The sequence below is a fragment of the Mycobacterium persicum genome (genome assembly GCF_002086915.1).
GTDB classification, from domain to species: domain Bacteria; phylum Actinomycetota; class Actinomycetes; order Mycobacteriales; family Mycobacteriaceae; genus Mycobacterium; species Mycobacterium persicum.
The window spans coordinates 1,980,203-1,993,683 of the sequence record NZ_MWQA01000001.1 but is presented as its reverse complement, the minus strand read 5'-3'; the positions used below and the strand labels follow the sequence as shown (position 1 = coordinate 1,993,683).

General features: G+C 66.8%; 11 protein-coding genes and 4 pseudogenes. 8 read left to right on the top strand and 7 right to left on the bottom strand.

Annotated elements, in window-relative coordinates:
• The first annotated feature begins 229 nt into the window (after positions 1 to 229).
• From B4U45_RS30335 to B4U45_RS29050, 3 pseudogenes are all read left to right on the top strand, one after another.
• A pseudogene (locus tag B4U45_RS30335) lies at positions 230 to 489 on the top strand (PE family protein).
• A 144-nt stretch (positions 490 to 633) separates the two neighbouring features.
• Positions 634 to 771 (top strand): annotated as a pseudogene (locus tag B4U45_RS29055) (hypothetical protein); the annotation flags it as partial.
• A 27-nt stretch (positions 772 to 798) separates the two neighbouring features.
• Positions 799 to 1,019: pseudogene (locus B4U45_RS29050) on the top strand (enoyl-CoA hydratase/isomerase family protein); the annotation flags it as partial.
• 3 nt (positions 1,020 to 1,022) lie between these two features.
• On the opposite strand, the gene B4U45_RS08865 reads toward B4U45_RS29050, so the two are convergent.
• The 4 genes from B4U45_RS08865 to B4U45_RS08850 form a co-directional block, all read right to left on the bottom strand.
• Positions 1,023 to 1,892 (bottom strand): LLM class flavin-dependent oxidoreductase, encoded by an 870-nt coding sequence (locus B4U45_RS08865; RefSeq protein WP_075549171.1) that lies wholly within the window; start codon positions 1,890 to 1,892, stop codon positions 1,023 to 1,025.
• A 186-nt stretch (positions 1,893 to 2,078) separates the two neighbouring features.
• Entirely contained in the window at positions 2,079 to 2,840 is a 762-nt protein-coding gene (locus B4U45_RS08860; protein WP_075549172.1) for an STAS domain-containing protein, read from the bottom strand.
• Positions 2,841 to 3,353: 513 nt separating this feature from the next.
• Positions 3,354 to 4,340: a DUF4873 domain-containing protein gene (locus B4U45_RS08855; protein WP_240316688.1), complete on the bottom strand. Its 987-nt coding sequence runs from the start codon at positions 4,338 to 4,340 to the stop codon at positions 3,354 to 3,356.
• Positions 4,341 to 4,591: 251 nt separating this feature from the next.
• Positions 4,592 to 5,512 carry an AurF N-oxygenase family protein gene (locus B4U45_RS08850; RefSeq protein ID WP_075549173.1) on the bottom strand — a complete coding sequence of 307 codons (921 nt, stop codon included), beginning with the start codon at positions 5,510 to 5,512 and terminating at the stop codon, positions 4,592 to 4,594.
• A 124-nt stretch (positions 5,513 to 5,636) separates the two neighbouring features.
• On the opposite strand from B4U45_RS08850, the gene cobF reads away from it, so the two are divergent.
• From cobF to B4U45_RS08830, 5 genes and pseudogenes are all read left to right on the top strand, one after another.
• Positions 5,637 to 6,392, top strand: coding sequence for a precorrin-6A synthase (deacetylating) (gene cobF, locus B4U45_RS08845; RefSeq protein WP_075549174.1), 756 nt, complete (start codon positions 5,637 to 5,639; stop codon positions 6,390 to 6,392).
• 139 nt (positions 6,393 to 6,531) lie between these two features.
• A complete protein-coding gene (locus B4U45_RS08840; protein ID WP_122526505.1) occupies positions 6,532 to 8,241 on the top strand; it encodes a PE family protein in 1,710 nt (569 codons plus the stop codon).
• A 58-nt stretch (positions 8,242 to 8,299) separates the two neighbouring features.
• Positions 8,300 to 8,542: pseudogene (locus tag B4U45_RS29045) on the top strand (DNA-formamidopyrimidine glycosylase family protein); the annotation flags it as partial.
• 132 nt (positions 8,543 to 8,674) lie between these two features.
• Positions 8,675 to 9,163: a zinc finger domain-containing protein gene (locus tag B4U45_RS29040; protein WP_371687258.1), complete on the top strand. Its 489-nt coding sequence runs from the start codon at positions 8,675 to 8,677 to the stop codon at positions 9,161 to 9,163.
• 16 nt (positions 9,164 to 9,179) lie between these two features.
• Complete coding sequence (locus B4U45_RS08830; RefSeq protein ID WP_075549177.1) at positions 9,180 to 9,929, top strand: SDR family oxidoreductase; 750 nt, start codon at positions 9,180 to 9,182, stop codon at positions 9,927 to 9,929.
• 104 nt (positions 9,930 to 10,033) lie between these two features.
• Here B4U45_RS08830 and pgi read toward each other — a convergent pair whose 3' ends face one another.
• Genes pgi through B4U45_RS08815 form a run of 3 tightly spaced genes read right to left on the bottom strand, consistent with a single transcriptional unit; the run spans position 10,034 to position 13,084 of the window.
• Positions 10,034 to 11,698 carry a glucose-6-phosphate isomerase gene (pgi, locus tag B4U45_RS08825; RefSeq protein ID WP_075549178.1) on the bottom strand — a complete coding sequence of 555 codons (1,665 nt, stop codon included), beginning with the start codon at positions 11,696 to 11,698 and terminating at the stop codon, positions 10,034 to 10,036.
• Between the two features lie 45 nt (positions 11,699 to 11,743).
• The gene (locus B4U45_RS08820) at positions 11,744 to 12,715 is read right to left on the bottom strand and encodes an esterase family protein (protein ID WP_075549179.1); all 972 of its coding nucleotides are present in this window, start codon (positions 12,713 to 12,715) and stop codon (positions 11,744 to 11,746) included.
• A 60-nt stretch (positions 12,716 to 12,775) separates the two neighbouring features.
• The gene (locus B4U45_RS08815) at positions 12,776 to 13,084 is read right to left on the bottom strand and encodes a chorismate mutase (RefSeq protein ID WP_075549180.1); all 309 of its coding nucleotides are present in this window, start codon (positions 13,082 to 13,084) and stop codon (positions 12,776 to 12,778) included.
• Between the last annotated feature and the right edge of the window lie 397 nt (positions 13,085 to 13,481).

The following is a 13,481-nucleotide window of genomic DNA, read 5'->3' as shown; positions in this document are numbered from 1 at the left end:
GACCGAAGCCGATCAGCTCTGGGCTTTTCATGCCCTGACCAACCACATCACCAGATCGCGCCAGAAACCGGCGAATTCAGACCTTGACGACACCCTCGGGTGCTCACGAGCCCACAAACTCCGGACAGATCGCGCTGCGTCGCTCTACGCTGACGCGGTGGTGCCTTGACATCGGTTTGACCACTCCGATTCGAGGTCGCAGGAGCGCAAGTCGTGGAGGAATGAGCCGATGGCTTATGTGCTCACGCAGCCGGAGTCGATGGCAGCGGTGGCAGCGGATGTGGCGGAACTGGGTTCGACGATCAGCGGGGCCAACGCGGCCGCCGCCAGCCGGACAACCGGCCTGCTGGGGCGGCAGCAGATGAGGTGTCGGCGGCCACCGCGACATTGTTCAACGGATATGCGCAGGCTTATCGGGCGGTGATGCAGCAGGCAGAGGCATTCCACGGCGAGTTCGCCCGGGCGCTGGCGGCCGCCGGCAACGGCTAAGCGCAGACCGAAGCCGCCGTTGCCGGTGTGCTCGCCGGTCCGGCGCAGCGACAAGCCGCAGCCTCGCCTCCGTTTGCCCTCCCAGCCAACTACGTCTCGGCGTTCATTTCCGGCAGCGGCATCCTGGTGCCGAGTGCGGACTACATGCAGATCGTTCTCAAAAACTATGTGCTACCGCACTTCCCCGGTGGCAGTCTGGCCAATGCGCTGGCGCTGTGGACTCCCGCGGGTTTGTATCCGCTGACCGGCACCACCGTGTTGACGCTGAACGAGTCTGTCGCCCAGGGCGTTTCAATTCTGCACGACACGATGTCTGCGACGCTGGCCAAGGCTCGCGAGATCGCCGAGAATAACGCTTTCGGGGTGTGGCAGACCAAGATCGGGCTCAATACCGCGCTGGACGCGCCCAGTTTGCGTCATGCCATCAGATCGAGTACCGGACCCAGATGCTCACCGGCTTCACCAATAACCCGGCCGAAGCCGCGAGGGCGCATCGGGAAAATCGGACACCAAAGTGGGATCCGCTGTGACACCTAGACTTTGGCGATCACCTTCGCCGCGTACCGTTCCAGGTGACGGATCTTTTTCTCCAGTGGCTCGGTGTCGGGCCCCTTGATGTAGGGCCAGCGGAAGCCCACGATGACGTCGGTGACGCCCTTGTCCTCGAGCCGCTTGATACCGTCCGCGGTGTAGGCGTCCATCGAGATCACATGGATCTCAAACGGGCCGGTGTTCCCCTGCTCGTCACGAAAACTCTTGACCTGGGCGATAAGTCGGTCGAGTTCTTCGGCGCTGGTGCCGCCGCCGTGCATCCAGCCGTCCAGGCGTGCCGCGCGGCGCAGGGCGGCATCGGCGTGGCCGCCGACCAGGATCGGGATCGGCTGGGTGGGAGCCGGGCTCATCTTCGTCTTCGGGATGTCGTAGAACTCGCCGTGGAACTCGAAATAGTCTCCGGCGGTGAGGCCTTTGACGATTTCGATGCATTCGTCGATTCGCTTGCCGCGCTTGGCAAATGGGATGCCCATCAACTCGTAGTCTTCCGGCCACGGGCTGGTGCCCACGCCGAGTCCCACCCGGTTGCCGGTCAGCGCGGCCAGGGAACCCACTTGTTTGGCCACCAGCGCCGGCGGCCGGACGGGTAGCTTGAGCACGAAGAAGTTGAACCGCAGCGTGGTGGTCACCGCGCCCAACGCGGCTGCCAGGACGAAGGTCTCGATGACCTCCTTGTCTTCCAGGAACTCCCGATTGCCGTCTGGGACGTAGGGGTATTTGGAGTCGGACTCGTACGGGTAGGCCAGGCTGTCGGCGATCGTCATGCTGTGGTAGCCGGCCGTTTCGGCCGCCTGAGCCAGCGGAATGTAGAACGTCGGGTCTGTCAGCGCCTCTGCGTAGCTGAACCGCACGTCATCCGTACCTTTTGTGAGCGGGCGTCATGCCCGAATACTAGAACGTGTTCTCATTTCGCCGGGCGGGTGGCCAAGTGTGCGTCGCCGGCGCCGGCTGTGCTGTCCGCGCGGAACGCGAGCGGCAACCACTCCCGAAACGGCCGACGCACCGGCGCCGCGGTCCTCGGCAGCGGGATCGTCACGCTACAGCTGGTTTTCCGGGCCGATGATCGCCCAGACCGTCTTGCCGGACGACGTGGGAGTGCTGCCCCACGTGCGGCACAACGCATCGACGATGGCCAGGCCGGAAACGTCGATCCCCTTCGGGGGAGATTTCAGCCGCACGGCGGGAGCAGTGCTGTTGTCGGAGACCGCGATCGTCGCCGTCGGGCCGTCGCTGAAAACGCGCACTACCGGGTCGCTGCCGGTGTGTTTCAACACGTTCTCCACCAACACATTGACGACCACCAGTGCGACGGGGATCAGCCCGGGCTTCGACCAGGAGGTGAGCCATTCGCGGACCAGTTGCCGCGATTGCCGAAGGCTGTTCAATTGCGCGGGCAGTTGCGCCTGGGCATGCTTGACGTCGCGGCGCGCGAGCCGGCCGACCGCCTTCATCGCCCCTTTTTCGGTGGGATAGACGGGCATGAATTGAGTGACTCCGGAGCGGGTGATCGTGTCCCGGCCGGCGCGATTGGCGCACACCAGCACGATGGGCACGTTCGGTCGGGTGTCGGCCTGCCAGCGTGCGCCGATAAAGGCCGACCACGCAGCGTCATCGGGAACGTGCAGCCCGGTCACGTTGACAATCACCGCGGTCGGCTCGTCGAGCGTCGCCTTCATGATGCTGTCGCGCAGTGCCGCCGAGTTGGCCGCGCCGAGCACTCCCTCGACTGCCAGCATGACTGCCGATTGCTCGAGTCGTGTCTCAACGGCCAGCGAGGACGACTTGGCAACCGCGCTCACCGCCGCTGACCTTCCCGGGCCGTCTCATCCCACCGCGGTCTGCGCTTCGCGGCGGCACGCCTGGCGACGCAACGGTGGGACGTCACGAACCGGCCTCCCAGGTCGATCCTGCGTCCGGTTCCATGTCCTGCTCCTCGAAGTGGCCCCTGCAATGGCGTGAGGATGCCGCCCACGTTCGTGGCGGAGACTTCCATCTTCGGCCAAGTATCCCGATTTGTGCACCGCCGGTGTGGCCACTGGACCGCGGGGTGATTGGTCGTGGCGGTCGCTCGTCGGCGCACCGGCGCACGCGGGTCGGGTCAATCCCCGGAGCCCGCCGCTTCCAAGAGCCGAACGCTACCTCGCCGACCATGCCGCTCTCGTCCGTGTCGTCGTCTGCCGCAGCACCAGCCACCCAGGGCGGTTACCCGCATAAGCCGCGCGGTCAACCTCTAGTCTGGCAGGCACTCAGCCTATCGGGATTTGCCCGGTCGAGCGGGAGGAATCGGCGCAACGGTGGCGGCGAAGCCCCTGCTACCGGCCGCTTGACGGGTAGGGGGGTGCCCCGACGCCGGCCACGGAGTGCGTGCCCCAGGGGGTTTGTTCGACGATGCGGGCCGGTGCGCTGCGGTCACCGACGGTCAATGTCGCGGTTCTTGATTGGGTGAGCGACTCTCGCGGCAGGGGATCGAGGATGGTCCCCTGCCAGTGGTAGATGCCGTCGATCGGATCGAGGTGACCGGCGAGGCGCACGCGCACCGGCAGGCGGGTTCCGGCCAGATCCAATGTCGCTGCCCCGTCGTAGCTGTCGTCGTCGGGCGCATCGGCGGATAGGTCGAACGCCCTGGACACCCGCTGCGCCTGGACGGGTTTCAGTTGGGCGCGCTCGTTGAACACCTGCAAAGTACTGCGCAGCACCTCGATGCGGGTGCTGGCGGTGCGGCTCATCAGGTCCAGGGCTTCGGCGACGTAGCAGAGCTGTGCGGCGACGTCGGCGTTATCGGGGCTGCAGATGAAGAAGTAGTTGGGAAAGCCGTGCACGGCAATACCGAGAAACGGCTCCATACCGTCGTGCCAGGCCTGCCGGATGGTCACCCCGTGCGCCCCCACCAGGGTCTGCTCGGGCAGCTGATCGGGGATGGCGAACCCGGTGCCGTAGATGATGGCGTCGGCGCCGTACTCGATACCGTCGTTGGTGCGAACGCCCGACGGCGTCAGCGCAGCGATCGCCGACCTGGCCACCCTGGGGGATCGCCGCGGCTGCCCGCCGCGCAGCTGGCGACGCAGCCAGCGCCGGGCCCGGGTGGTCTGCAAGGGCAGGTCGGAGACCACCCGGCGCGGCGCGTGGGCGACGACGGTGACCGAGTCCGCCGATTCCACGAGCCGGTCGAGGCGCTGGGCGAGGGCGGTGTCGATGCCGACCGCGGCGATGCGCTTGCCAGTGGCATCGAAGGCCGGGTCCCAGGCCGCCGCATGAAACGATTCGCCGTCAAAGTCGTTGCGCCCGGGCAGATCCGGTATCCACGGGACATACGGGGGCCGGTGGGCGGCGATGACGATGCGGCCTCGGACAACCTCGCCGCCGCCGGTGCGCACCGCCCAGGCGTCGGTGTCGTCGTCGAACACCGAACCGAGCACTTCCTCCGCCGGGCTGGCGGCACTGTCGAGGACCACGACGTCACCGACACCGGCGGCCGCTAACGCGGCCTCGGCGGCCCGGCCGCGGTCACCCCCGCCGATGATGACTACGTGGTGCAGGGCGGGTGCCTGAATCACAGAAACTTGCTGCGCTTCCAGGCGCGGCGCGCTATCGGGCCCATCAGCCCCACCTCGGTCAAAAATGCTGCCAGCGGCGCGAATCCGGCTATCTGCATCTGGTAGCGGTGCGGGCTGTTGCGCGCGGTCATGCGGGCCCGCTTCGGGTCGAGGCCGGTGCGCGCGTACGGGATGGGATTGCTGAACAGGTACCGGAAGAAGTACCCGCCGACGCCGTTGATGTTGGCCATGAACCATCGGTTGAGCCGCGGCATTTCGGCCACCCGCTTGCGTGCGCCGTCACGCGCGAACTGGATATGGCGGGCCTCTTCGGTGACGTGAATCCGCATGAGCCGCTGGATAATTGGCTGCAGTTCCGGGTCGTCCATCATCTGTCGTTGCAGCGAGTCGAAGATCTCCTCGCCGATCAGCGCGGCCACCCACAGCATCGAACCTCGCTGGAAGGCCAGCGGAAGCGTGTTGATGACCATCCGGTGCAACCGCCGCGGACGCACCGGCTTGGCGCCGATTCGCTCGATGGCCTTGCCGAACATGACCATGTGGCGGGTCTCGTCGCCGAGCTCGGTCAGCTTGTAATGCGTCGACCGGCTGGTCGGGTCCTCGTGCAAGATGGTGCGCAGCAGCGACTGGTTGAGCATGTTCTCGAACCAGATCCCGGCCGAGAGCGTGTTGACCAGCTCCTGGCGGGACAGCTCGATTTGTTGCTCGCGCGTCATTTCGTCCCACATCGGGGTGCCGTAGAGCGAGACGAGTTTGGGCGGCAGATAGAACTTGTCCGGATCCAGCGGGGCATCCCAGTCGATGTCGACGACCGGCTCATAGGACTTCTTGACCGAGCCCTTGAGCAACCGCTCCGAAAACTCCTCACGACTGGGTCCACTTACCTTGGGCCCATTTGGTTTCACCGCGATGGTCATCGTTGGTGTCCCTTCATCAGGTGATTCAGACGTTAGGGAGATCACACTCGATAGTCAATACCCAGGGTACTAGGTACCGGGGGTCCCGGATAGGCATTTCGAGATCTGAATTACGTTGTCTTGCATGGGTCGGCACATCCATGTCATCGGCATCGGCGCCGGAGACCCCGACTACCTGACTGTGCAGGCGATCAACGCGCTCAACGATTCGCAGGTGTTCTTCGCGATGGACAAGGGCGAGACCAAAAGCGACCTGGTGGCGCTGCGGCGCGCGATCTGCGAGCGGTTCATCCGCGAGCCCGGATACCGATTCATCGAGTTGCCCGACCCCGAGCGCGGGACCGACACCGACTACCGGAAAGCGGTCTTTGACTGGCATGCGGCGCGCGCACGCATCTGGGCGGCGGCCATCGCCGCCGAACTGGGTCCCGACGGTGTGGGCGCCTTTCTGGCGTGGGGCGATCCGTCGCTGTACGACAGCACGCTGCGCATTCTGGAAGCGGTGTCTGCCGAAATCGACATCAGCTATGACGTCATCCCGGGTATCACCGCGGTCCAGGCGTTGACCGCCCGGCACCGCATCCCGCTCAACGACGTCGGCGCTCCCGTGCTCATCACCACCGGCAGGCAATTGCGTGCGCGGGGACTCACCGGCTCGGCGGTAGTGATGCTGGACGCCGACTGTTCGTTTCAGAGCTGCCCGCCGCAAACCCGCATCTGGTGGGGTGCTTATCTGGGTACTGCCGACGAGTTGCTGGTGGCGGGCACGGTCGGCGAGGTCGGTGCCCGCATTGCGGCGCTGCGTGCCGAGGCCCGGGCGCGGCATGGCTGGATCATGGATACCTACCTATTACGGGACTCTTACGGGGCGCCAGATTAAGCACAGCATGAGCTTCTTGACGGTTTGTCAAGAAGCGTGCGATTGGGCCCCTGGTTCGCGATAGCATCGGTTACCGCCGCATTGTGTCGCACGTCACTTCGCGATTGCGGGGCCTTTGCAGTGACGGGGAGGTTCGTACATGTCGTGGGTGATCGCCGCGCCCGAGTATGTGGCTGCAGCGGCCAACGATCTGGCCGGCATCGGCTCGACGCTTAGCCAGGCGAACATGGCGGCGTTGGCGCCGATATCCGGGGTGCTGCCCGCGGGCGCCGACGAGGTGTCGTTTGCGGTCTCGGCGTTGTTCGACGCCCATGCTCAGGCTTATCAGGCGCTCAGTGCCCAGGCGGCGCTGTTTCACCAGCAGTTCGTGCAGCTCATGACCGGCGGGGCCGGAGAGTACGCCGCTGCGGAGGCGGCCAACGTGCTGCCGATGCAGGTTGCGGCTGACGCGATCAACGGTCCCGTACAGGCGCTCACCGGGCGTCCGTTGATCGGCAACGGCGCCAACGGCGCCCCGGGCACCGGCCAAAACGGCGGGCCCGGCGGGTGGCTTCTGGGCAACGGCGGCAACGGCGGCTCCGGCGCGGTGGGCCAAAACGGCGGCAACGGTGGATCGGCCGGGTTGTGGGGTAACGGCGGTAACGGCGCACCCGGCGGGGCCGGCGCTGCCGTCCCGAGTGGCGCCGGCATGCCGGGTGGCAACGGTGGCAACGGTGGCAACGGCGGGTGGCTGTACGGGCTCGGCGGACAGGGCGGCACGGGTGGCAACGGCAGCAGTGCCGTCGCCAACCCCAGCGGCGCGGGTCTTAACGGTGGCGCGGGCGGCAACGGAGGTCTCGGCGGCGACGGCGGGCTGCTCTTCGGGCAGGGCGGTGTTGGCGGGCTCGGAGGCAACGGGGGCGACGCCACCGGCGCCAGCAACGCCTCCTCAACGGGCGGCCTCGGCGGGCAGGCCGGAAATGGTGGCGACGGCGGGCACAGCGGCTGGATCTACGGCGACGGCGGTGCCGGCGGCAACAGCGGCAACGGCGGATCCTTCGTGGCCGGCAGCGGCATCACCGCCGGCGCAAGCGGCGGCAGCTTCGGCGCAATCGGGGGCATCGGCGGCAACTCCGGGTTGTTCGGCAACGGCGGTCCCGGTGGCAACGGCGGCTTGGGCGGCGCCGGGCAGGCGGGAACCGGCGACTTTACGTTCGGGGGCCAGGGTGGTGGCGGCGGCTTCGGCGGCAACGGGGGCAACGGCGGCTTCCTCTACGGCAACGGCGGCACCGGTGGCGTCGGCGGGAACGGCGCCGATGGCGGCGGTAACAGCGGTACCACCCTGTCCGTCAACGGCGGCGGCGGCTTCGGTGGGTTCGGGGGTTCGGGCGGCCAGAGCGGGCTGATCGGCAGCGGGGGTAACGGCGGCGCCGGTGGCAACGGCGGCAACGGTGGCAGCGGCGGCAACCACGGCGGTAACGCCGGTCCGGGCGCGCTGGGCGGCTTCGGCGGCGACGCCCAGCTGTGGGGCAACGGCGGCGCCGGCGCCAACGGTGGCAACACCGGCAATCCCGGCAGCCTGAACGGTGGCGGCACCGGCTCGGTGTACCAGACCAGCGTCGGCGGTAACGGCGGCCGGGGCGGCTTCTTTGCCGGCAACGGCGGCAATGGCGGCAACGCCGGCAGCATCCCCGCCGGCTTCACGGCCCCAGCGGGGAACGGCATCGGCGGCAACGGCGGCGGTGCCCAGTTGGTCGGCAACGGTGGCAACGGCGGTGCCGGGGCCGGAGCCAGCCAGGGCGGCACCGGCGGCACCGGTGGCCGCGGCGGCGATCTGTTCGGCCAGCCCGGCGCCGACGGGCCCCCATAACAAGTCCGGCTCAGCGGGCCGATGGACACCTGCCTGACGCGGTCGGCAGACTGAACAGGTGCCCGAACTTCCCGAGATCGAAGCACTGGTCGACCATCTGCGCCGGCACGCCGTCGGTTTGCCGATCGGCCGCGTCGACGTCGCCGCGCTGTCGGTGCTCAAAACCTTCGATCCGCCGGTCAGCGCACTACCCGGCCGCACCGTCACCGCGGCCGACCGGTGGGGCAAATACCTGGGCCTGCGGGCGGACCCGCTGTGGTTGATCGCTCACCTGTCGCGGGCCGGCTGGCTGCGATGGTCGGACAAGCTGGCCGCAGCGCCGCTGCGGCCCGGCAAAGGGCCGATCGCGCTGCGCGTGCATCTCGGTACCCCCGGCGATGCACCGGGTTTCGACCTCACGGAGGCCGGCACCCAGAAGCGTCTGGCGGTTTGGCTGGTCGACGATCCGAAGCACGTCCCGGGTATCGCGGCGCTCGGGCCGGATGCGCTCCAACTGAGTACCGAAGACCTGGCCGGGCTGCTGGACGGCAATACCGGACGCATCAAGACCGTCATCACCGACCAGAAGGTGATCGCGGGCATCGGCAACGCCTACAGCGACGAAATCTTGCACGTCGCCAAGATCTCGCCGTTCGCCACCGCCGGCAAGCTGTCGGCCGAACAACTGGCCACCCTGCACGACGCGATGGTGTCGGTGCTGTCCGACGCGGTGCACCGCTCCGTCGGCCAGGGCGCCGCAATGCTCAAGGGGGAGAAGCGTTCCGGGTTACGGGTGCACGCCCGCACCGGCTTGCCCTGCCCGGTGTGCGGAGACACCGTGCGGGAAGTGTCATTCGCGGACAAGTCTTTCCAGTACTGTCCGACGTGCCAGACCGGCGGCAAGGTGCTGGCCGACCGGCGCATGTCGCGGCTTCTGAAGTAGTCGGTATGCTGCCCGGATGACCCGTCGGAAAATTCTCATCACCGGCGCCAGCTCCGGCCTGGGCGCCGGGATGGCCCGGGCATTCGCCGCCAAGGGCCGCGACCTGGCATTGTGCGCCCGTCGCACCGACCGGCTCGACGAGCTGAAAGCTGAGCTGTCACAACGGTATCCAAACATCAAGATCGCCGTGGCGGCCCTGGACGTCAACGACCACGAGCAGGTGCCGAAGGTGTTCGCCGAGCTGAGCGACGAGCTTGACGGTATCGACCGCGTCATCGTCAACGCCGGTATCGGCAAGGGCGCCAGGCTGGGGTCGGGCAAGTTGTGGGCCAACAAGGCGACCATCGAAACCAATCTCGTGGCCGCCCTGGTGCAGATCGAAACGGCGCTGGAGATGTTCGCCGACAGCGGTTCGGGGCATCTGGTGCTCATTTCCTCGGTGCTGGGCAACGCGGGCGTGCCGGGCGTCAAAGCCGCCTATGCCGCCAGCAAGGCCGGATTGAGCTCGCTGGGCGAATCGCTGCGCGCCGAGTACGCCAAGGGCCCCGTCAAGATCTCGGTGATCGAGCCGGGCTACATCGAGTCGGAGATGACGGCTAAGTCGAACAGCACAATGTTCATGGTGGACAACGAAACCGGCGTCAAGGCACTCGTCGACGCCATCGAACGCGAGCCCGGACGGGCCGCGGTGCCGTGGTGGCCGTGGGCGCCGCTGGTGCAATTGATGCGGGTGCTGCCGCCGCCGCTGGCGAAGCTCTTCGCCTAATGGGCGTGCATGCGCGCGTTGCGCGCGTTGCGCGCGTTGCGCGAGCAGACGCAGAATCCCCTCGACACGCCGTGTGAGAGGGGATTCTGCGTCTGCTCGCCGAGTTAGCCCGCACGCCCCCGTTCGGTGCGGTAGCGACGCACCAGCGCGTCGGTCGAGCTGTCCGACTGCGGCGCGGGTGCGGCGTCGCCGGTGATCACCGGAAGCAGCGCCTTGGCCTGAGTCTTACCCAGCTCCACCCCCCACTGGTCGAACGAGTCGATCCCCCATACCACACCCTCGGTGAACACTTGGTGCTCATACAAGGCGATCAGCTGTCCCAGCACCGACGGCGTCAGCCGGTTGGCCAGAATCGAGGTGGACGGTCGGTTGCCGGGCATCACCTTGTGCGGCACCACCTCGGCCGGGGTGCCCTCGGCCGCGATCTCCTCGGCAGTCTTACCGAACGCCAGCACCTGGGTCTGGGCGAAGAAATTGCTCATCAACAGGTCGTGCATGCTGCCGGTGCCCTCGACGGTCGGCAGGTCGTCGAGCGGTTGGCTGAACCCGATGAAATCCGCCGGCACCAACCGCGTTCCCTGATGCAGCAATTGATAGAAGGCATGCTGGCCGTTGGTTCCCGGTTCGCCCCAAAAGATTTCGCCGGTGTCGGTGGCCACCGGAGTGCCGTCGGCGCGGGTCGACTTGCCGTTGGACTCCATGGTCAGCTGCTGCAGATAGGCCGCGAAGCGGGCCAGGTCATTGGAATACGGCAACACCGCACGCGATTGCGCGCCCATGAAGTTGGAGTACCACAGGCCGATAAGACCAAGCAGCGCAGGCGCATTGGACTCCAGCGGCGCGGTGCGGAAGTGTTCGTCGACGATGTGGAACCCGGATAGGAAGTCGCCGAAGGCTTCTCGGCCGATGGCGGCCATCACCGCAAGCCCGATGGCCGAATCGACCGAATACCGCCCGCCCACCCAATCCCAGAAGCCGAACATGTTGTCGGTGTTGATGCCGAAGTCGTCGACCAGGCGCTTGTTGGTGGAGACCGCGACGAAATGCCTGGACACCGCGGCATCGCCGAGCGCGTCGGTCAGCCAGCGCCGCGCGGCGGTCGCGTTGGTCAGCGTCTCCAGCGTGGAGAACGTCTTCGAGGCGACCACGAAAAGCGTTGTGGCAGGGTCTAAATCGGCCAGTTTGGCAATGAGGTCGGCCGGGTCGACGTTGGAGACGAAACGCGCCGAAATCCCGGCGTCGGCGTAGTGGCGCAGCGCCTGGTAGACCATCACCGGGCCGAGGTCCGAACCGCCGATGCCGATGTTCACCACGGTGCTGATCCGCTTTCCGGTGGCTCCGGTCCACTCGCCACTGCGCAGCCGGTCGGTGAAGTCGCCCATCGCATCCAGCACGGCGTGCACGTCCTGGACCACGTTGCGGCCGTCGACGACAAGCTCGGCGTCGCGGGGCAGCCGCAACGCCGTGTGCAGAACGGCGCGATCCTCGGAGGTGTTGATGTGCACGCCCGAGAACATCTGGTCGCGGCGCTCTTCCAGTCTCGCCGCGCGGGCCAGCTCGATCAGCAGCCGTAGCGTCTCGCGGGTGATGCGGTGCTTGCTGTAGTCGATATAGAGGTCACCGACAGTGATCGTGAGATCGCGGCCGCGATCGGGATCGTCGGCGAACAACTGCCGAAGGTGAGTTTCTCCGATCTGATCGTGGTGCTTGCGCAGGGCGTCCCATGCCGGGGCGGCGGCGATGTCGGGGATTGATGGCTGGGCGGTCATGAATTGACCCTAATGCTCCGGGACCCGGGGCAGTCGGAGCGATATCTAAGTCGCGCCCAGCGCTTGCTGAAGATCGGGCAGCATGGCTTGTAATTGTGCGCCCCAATATGACCAGGTGTGGGTGCCGTTAGCCGGGAAGTTGAACACGCCGTTGTGCCCGCCCTTGGCTTTGTACCTGGCCTGGAAAATCTTGTTGCTGATCCGCGTGGCGGATTCCAGCAGGCTGGCATCCAGCTTGCCGGCGGCCTCCACGTCCGATTGGCCGCCGTTGCCGGTGTACACCCAGATTCGGGTGTTGTTGGCGACGAGTGTCGCCGCATTGGCCGTCGGGTCGTTGGCCGCCCAGGCGGGGTCGGTGGGCGGGCCCCACATCGCCTCGGAGCGAAAACCGCCGGCGCCTAGTTGCGCGGCGCTGACCAATGACGGCCATTGCCCGGCGGACAGGTTGAGAAAGCCCGACATCGAGGCCGCGTAGCCGAAGTTCTGCGGATGTTTGGCGGCCAGGATCAATGCCGCCGATCCGGACATCGACGCACCGACCACCGCGTTTCCCGAAGTGCTGACGGACTTGCTCGTGGCCAGCCACTGCGGAAGCTCGTCGGTCAGGAAGGTTTCCCACTTGTACGTCCAGACCCCGCCGTTGCCGGCCGCGGGCTGATACCAATTGGAGTAGAAGCTGGCCATGCCGCCGACGGGCATGACGAGCGACAGCCCGGATTGGTCGAACCATTCGAACACCGGCAGGTGCATGTCCCAGCCGTTGTAGTCGTCCCGGGCGAGCATGCCGTCGAGCAAATACACCGCATGGGGGCCGCCGCCCTGAAATTCCACCTTGATCTGGCGGTGCATCGACGGTGAGGGCACCATCAGATACTCGATCGGCAGGCCACGGCGCGACCACGCGGACGAGGTGGCCGAGCCGCCGGCCAGCGCTGCCAGCAGGGCAAGAACAGCCGTTGTCGAAACGGCCATTGCACGGCGCAGTCGCAGTAGCTCAGCTGACTTTGCTGTAACCATTTCGGCGGAATGTACCGCAGAAACCAGGATATCTGCGATAAGCAGCGAGAATGTGACCTATTAGTGACCGAGACGGCCCCGGCCCAGCCGCAAGAGCAGCATTGCCAGGTTCTTACCGTCGGGTCCGAGCTCGCTGTAGCGCTCGATGACTTGCATCTCCCGGTTGTGGACCAGCCGGGTGCCTCCGGAGGCCATTCGGACTCTGCCGATCGCCTGCGACACTTCGGCGCGCCGTTTGACCGCGGCCAGAATCTCGCGGTCTAACCGGTCGATCTCTTCGCGCAGTTCCTCGATGGTGGGCAGCTGTTGGGTGTCGGTGTTCATCTCCGCTGACTCCGCGTTCTCGTGATGTGGGGATTCTGGTCTCATCCGGTATCGGGCCTCACACAAGAGACGAGCCCCGAATCGCCGAAGCGGACCACGGGGCTCTGCGAAAGCAGCTACACCACGGGCACCGCTGGCCGGTACCCATAGAAAAATCGGCGCTGCCTGTTGAGCACCAAACGAGTGTGCCACCAAGGGCCGCGGCTGCGCAAAAAGCCGGCGACCTGTTGGCCGGAAATGGTGGCGGGCCGGTTGTGCGGCGGTGGACCCGGTCCGGTCCCGCGGGTTGGCCGCGTGCGGCAAAGCGTCGATTCGGTTGGCGAAAAGTAGCGCGAAAACGCCCATCACGCCGCAATGGGGGCCGTAAGCTCTACGCGCTGTGCCGGGAGTGTGGCACTGGTACCAGGGGAGCCGGCTGGGTCGGGCCCAGGGGCGGAAGGAC